5 protein-coding genes and 1 pseudogene are annotated in these 5177 nt (G+C 64.4%); 4 read left to right on the top strand and 2 right to left on the bottom strand.

The annotated features are described in order from the left end of the window. Positions 1–126, bottom strand: a pseudogene (locus T281_RS18495) (phosphoribulokinase); the annotation flags it as partial. A gap of 9 nt (positions 127–135) precedes the next feature. Then, positions 136–1170, bottom strand: coding sequence for a class 1 fructose-bisphosphatase (locus T281_RS16165; protein ID WP_037241897.1), 1035 nt, complete (start codon positions 1168–1170; stop codon positions 136–138). A gap of 173 nt (positions 1171–1343) precedes the next feature. On the opposite strand from T281_RS16165, the gene T281_RS16160 reads away from it, so the two are divergent. The 4 genes from T281_RS16160 to T281_RS16145 form a co-directional block, all read left to right on the top strand. Then, the gene (locus tag T281_RS16160; protein ID WP_037241895.1) at positions 1344–2273 is read left to right on the top strand and encodes a LysR family transcriptional regulator; all 930 of its coding nucleotides are present in this window, start codon (positions 1344–1346) and stop codon (positions 2271–2273) included. 71 nt (positions 2274–2344) lie between these two features. Next, positions 2345–3412, top strand: coding sequence for a bifunctional DNA-binding transcriptional regulator/O6-methylguanine-DNA methyltransferase Ada (gene ada / locus T281_RS16155; RefSeq protein WP_037241893.1), 1068 nt, complete (start codon positions 2345–2347; stop codon positions 3410–3412). Between the two features lie 94 nt (positions 3413–3506). Then, positions 3507–4538 carry an aminotransferase class I/II-fold pyridoxal phosphate-dependent enzyme gene (locus tag T281_RS16150; RefSeq protein WP_052037597.1) on the top strand — a complete coding sequence of 344 codons (1032 nt, stop codon included), beginning with the start codon at positions 3507–3509 and terminating at the stop codon, positions 4536–4538. Positions 4539–4676: 138 nt separating this feature from the next. Continuing rightward, positions 4677–5177 (top strand): ArsR/SmtB family transcription factor (locus tag T281_RS16145; RefSeq protein ID WP_037241900.1); only part of this gene is annotated, 501 nt, incomplete at its 3' end.

The following is a 5177-nucleotide window of genomic DNA, read 5'->3' as shown; positions in this document are numbered from 1 at the left end:
GTCGCCCTCGATGAAAGCCGCTTGGATGCCTTCGCGGCGGAAAATCTGCTCGAAGGTGTGCTTGACCGTGGATGTGCCAGCGCCCGACGACCCGGTGACGGAAATGATGGGGAATTTCGAAGACATATTCGTGACCTACCGAACCGAGCTGAAGAGGCCGCGCTGAGAAAACAGGGGGGAGTGTTCGCCCGTCGCCGGGGGCTGATTGTAATAATAGGCGACTTCCTCGACCTCTTTCTTCGAGCCGAAGACCAGCGGCACGTGCTGGTGCAGCGAGATCGGTTCGAGATCGAGCATACGCGTCTTGCCTTGCGTACAGGCACCGCCTGCCTGTTCGATGAGCATGCCGATCGGGTTCGCTTCGTAGAGAAGACGCAGGCGGCCGTTGGTGTAGCCCTTGCGGATGTCGGCCGGGTAGAGATAGATGCCGCCGCGCGTCAGGATGCGGAAGCCGTCGGCCACGAGCGAGCCGAGCCAGCGCATGTTGAAATCCTTCTTGCGCGGGCCGTCCTTGCCGAGCTTGCAGTCGACGATGTAGGACTTCATCTTGTCGTCCCAATGCCGGAAATTGGACGAGTTGATTGCGTATTCTTTCGTCTCGGCCGGGATCTGCACGTTCGCCTTGCCGAGCACGAATTCGCCGGTGCGCGGGTCGAGCCAGAAAATATGCGTTCCCTGTCCGACCGTCAGCACGATGGCTGTTTGCGGACCGTAGACGATGTAGCCCGCGCAAAGCTGATTGCGACCGGGCTGGAGCAGCGCCGCCTGCTCCTTGTTGGGCAGGATCGAAAAGATCGTACCGATCGACATGTTGGTGTCGATGTTCGATGAGCCGTCGAGCGGATCGGTATTGACCGCGAGCGGAGCGCCCGCGTTGAGAGCGACCGCCTTCTCGTCTTCCTCGGACCCGAGCCAGGCAACCGGCGACGCTTTCAGCGCGTCGGTGACGATCTTGTTGGCGAGGAAATCGAGTTCCTTCTGCGTATCGCCGCCGCCGCCTTCGCCGCGCGCGCTTGCCATATCGCCCGCCAGCGGTCCAAGCGCGATGATTTTCGCGATCTCGATACCGGCTTTCGCAAGATTTTCGACCGTCTCGGCGACAGCGCGTTTCTGCGCGTCCTCTGCCGCCCATTCGGCCAAATGCTCACGCAGACTTGCATGAACGCCCATCCGCAATTCCTCCCTGTCGGTCATTGACACGTTATTATTCTTATCTCATCACTGGTGAGTGACCGACTGTTTTTTGAGCACGATTTTTGCGACTATGTGCAGGACATCACAGAAAGTAAATTTTAATTTATTTTCCCTTTGATTAACTTTTTCTAACGGTCTATCTTGTTTGAGTGAAAAACATAACGCTGAAGCATTTCCGGGTATTGTCCGCCGTCACGAAAATGGGGTCGATGGCCGGTGCCGCGCGGAGCCTTCACGTTACCCCCCCTGCGATCACGGTGCAAATCCAGCAGCTTGAACAGGCGGTCGGGTTGCCGCTGCTTGAACGCATCGGCGACAAGACCACCGCGACCAGCGCCGGGCAGATCATGCTGAGAACCGCGCAGCGGATCGAACTTCTTCTCGCCGAGTGCCGTCAGGAAGTTGAGCAGTTGAAGGGCGTGGCAGGCGGTCACGTCTCGGCTGGCGTCGTCAGTACCGCAAAGTATTTCGCGCCGAAAGCGCTTGCGGCGTTCCGTCAGCGTCATCCGGGCGTCGAGGTCCGGCTCGCCGTCGGCAACCGGCAGGAAACGATACGCGCGCTGCGCGATCTCGAACTCGACATCGCCGTCATGGGCCGTCCGCCGGAAAACCTCGACCTGCAAAGCGCCAGCCTCGGCCCGCACCCGCATATCATCGTCGCGGCGGCGACGCATCCGCTCGCAGGCCAGAAAATCTCCATTACCGATCTCACGAACGAGACCTTCTTCATCCGCGAGCCTGGCTCCGGCACGCGCATCCTGATGGAGCGCCTGTTCGAAGAGGCGCGCTTCGATCCCATCGTGGGCATGGAAATCGGCTCGAACGAGACGATCAAGCAGGCGGTGATCGCGGGGCTCGGCATCGCGTTCATCTCGGCGCACACGGTGGCGGTCGAAATCGCCGATGGGCGGCTCGTGATGCTCGACGTGGCTGGGCTGCCCATGATGCGGCAATGGTACGTCGTGCGGCTGAAGGAGAAGGCGGTCATGCCCGCCGCGCAGGTGATGTGGGCCTTTCTCGCCTCCGAGGGGCACCGATTCCTGCCGCAACCGATCGCGGAATGGAAATCCACACTCTGAAAGCAACGACCGGGATGCAAACGCGCGCTCGACGAGGCATCCTCTCAAGATAACTTCGGGAGGACGCCATCATGACGCTTGCCGCTCGGCCCGTTTTCGACCGCGACCTATGGGAACGCGACTGCTGGGCGAGGCTTGAGCAGCGCGAGGGCGACGCAGACCGTGCGTTCGTTTATGGCGTCGTTTCCACCGGCGTTTATTGCCGCCCCGGTTGCCCGTCGCGCCTGCCTCGCCGCGAGAATGTCCGCTTTTTCGCGGATGCGGCCGAGGCGCGGCGCGCGGGATTTCGCGCCTGCCTGCGCTGCGATCCCGATGGCGCATCGCGGGCGGAACGCGAGGCCGCACTCGCGGCGAAGGCGGTCGCCCTGATCGAGAGCGCGGAAGGGCGCCCCGACTTCGACGCCATCGCGCGAAGCTGCGACATGAGCCGCCACCATTTCCACCGCATGTTCAAGGCCGCCACCAGCATGACGCCGGGCAGCTATTTCGCCGCGATCAAGAAACGCCGCGCGCTCGATTCGCTGGGGCAGGGGGAAAGCGTCACGACGGCCATTGCTGCGGCAGGCTACGGCTCGCCCAGCCGCTTTTACGAGGGCGTCGCGGATCTCGGCGCGCGGCCGAGCGCGCTGTCGAGAGGCGGCGCGGGCGAACACATCCGCTTCACGGTCGCGGCCTGCTCGCTCGGCGTCGTGCTCGTCGCGGCGACGCAAAAAGGCATCTGCGCCATCGAACTGGGCGACGACGCGGACGCGCTGGCGACGGGTTTCCAGCGGCGTTTCGCAAGAGCCTGCCTCGCCGAGGACGCCGCGTTCTCGCAGGCGGTGGCGGATGTCGTGGCGCTCGTCGAGGAACCTTCGCGCGCCTTCGCGCTGCCGCTCGATGTGCGCGGCACGGTTTTTCAGGAAAGGATCTGGCGCCTGTTGCGAGAAATTCCGCCGGGCGAAACGATGACATACGGGGAACTTGCCGCCAAGGCTGGCTGTCCGTCCGCCTTCCGGGCCGTGGCGCGGGCCTGCGCGTCGAACGCCATCGCCGTTGCGATCCCGTGTCATCGCGTCGTCGGCAAGGGGGGCGCGCTGACCGGCTATCGCTGGGGCGTGGAGCGGAAGGCCGCGCTCCTGAAGCGCGAGGGCCGTTAACGCGCGCGCGGCCGCGATTGCCTTTTCTGCGCGCGCAGATTTTATAAGCATGCATGCGCCCGTGATCGGCGCGCGGTGAACCGAGTGCGCAATCATGGCTTTCCTTTTCCGCCCCGCCGAAAAGATCGACCCCCGCTTCGTTGAAGGAGACGGCCGTCTCGACGTTGCCCGCGCGCTTTATCCCGATGCGCCGCCGCCGTGGCTCGATCTGTCGCGCGCCGCAGCGCCGTGGCCATATCCCGCACCCAACCTCGCCGCAGACGATTTCGCGCGGGGCTTGGACACGGACGCCATCGCCGCGCTTGCCGCACTCGCCGCCAAAGCGTACCGCGCGCCGCAATCGGTGGAGGTCGTGCCGCTGCCGGGCGCGGATGCGGGGCTTCGCCTTCTGCCGTGGCTTTACCGTTCGCCAAAGCGCGTGGCGTTTCTCGCGCCTGCCGATGCCGGCCTTCGCGCCGCATGGGAAGCGGCGGGGCATTCGACCATGGAGATTGCCTCGCTCGATGCTGTCGGCAAGGCGGACATTCTCATCGTGGACAATCCGGGCCACGCGGACGGCCGTCTTGTGCCACACGCCGATCTCGCCGCCGCGCTGCCTGCGCTGAAGCGGCGCGATGGGTTGCTCGTCATCGATGAAACGCTCGCCGACGCGGACGAAAGCGCGTCGATCCTGCCGTCAGTCGCGCGGCTGGATTCAACGATCGTACTGCGCTCCGCGAACGCGCTCCACGGTGCGGGCGGCATTCCGCTTGGCTTCGCGATCACCTCGCATCCCATTGCGGCTCGGCTTCGCGCGGCGCTCGGGCCGAATGCGGTTTCGGCGCAGGCTGCGGCGTTCGGCCGGGCCGCGCTGGCGGATGCCGGTTTCGCGGCCGAGCAACTCGCACGGCTCGCCGAGATGGGCGGCAAACTCGAAGCCGCGCTCGCGCAGGCGGGCCTTCGCATCGCCGGCGGAACCGCGCTGTTTCGGCTGGCGGGCACCGATTTGCCGCATTCGTCGTTCGACAGTCTCGCCCGCGCGGGCATCCTCACGCGTCCGTTCCCGAAGCTGAACGCGCTGCGCTTCTCGCTGCCGAAAGATGAAGCGGACCTCGCGCGCCTTCAGGTGGCGCTTGCGTCTGCGTAAAAGGCGACGCCTCCCGCGCAGCGATGATCGCACCGCCGTATAAGGCCGCGCCTTGTATCGAATGCGCCTTGAAAACATATAAACATATCTTTATAAGCGCGTGATGGGCGAAAAACAGGCTCGCGGGCAAATTGGTTTATGGGTAGTTTCGATGACATCGTGGGGATGCTGCGCGCGGCGGGCGAGCCGACGCGGCTGCGCATCCTGCGACTGCTCCAGCATGGCGAGTTCAACGTCACCGACCTGACGCAGCTTCTCGGCCAAAGCCAGCCGCGTGTGAGCCGCCACATCAAGCTCCTCGCCGATGCAGCGCTGATCGAGCGCTATCAGGAAGGCAGCTTCGTATTCGTGCGCGCCAGCGGCGACGCGCATGTGCAGGGATTTCTCGCCTCGGCGCTTTCGATGGTTGCGCCGGACGATCCGCAATTCGCGCGCGATGCCGAACGCGCCGACCAGATCCGCGCGCGCCGTGCCGAACTTGCGCAAGGCTATTTCGACGCGAACGCCGTGCAATGGGATCGCATCCGCTCGCTGCATGTGCCGGAGCCGGATGTCGAAGCCGCGATCCTCGACGCGCTCGGCCCCGGCCCCTACGATCTGTTGCTCGATCTAGGCACGGGCACGGGCCGCATTCTCGAA

Source organism: Rhodomicrobium udaipurense JA643 (assembly GCF_000636015.1).
Classification (GTDB): domain Bacteria; phylum Pseudomonadota; class Alphaproteobacteria; order Rhizobiales; family Rhodomicrobiaceae; genus Rhodomicrobium; species Rhodomicrobium udaipurense.
This window is presented reverse-complemented; position numbering and strand designations above follow the sequence as displayed.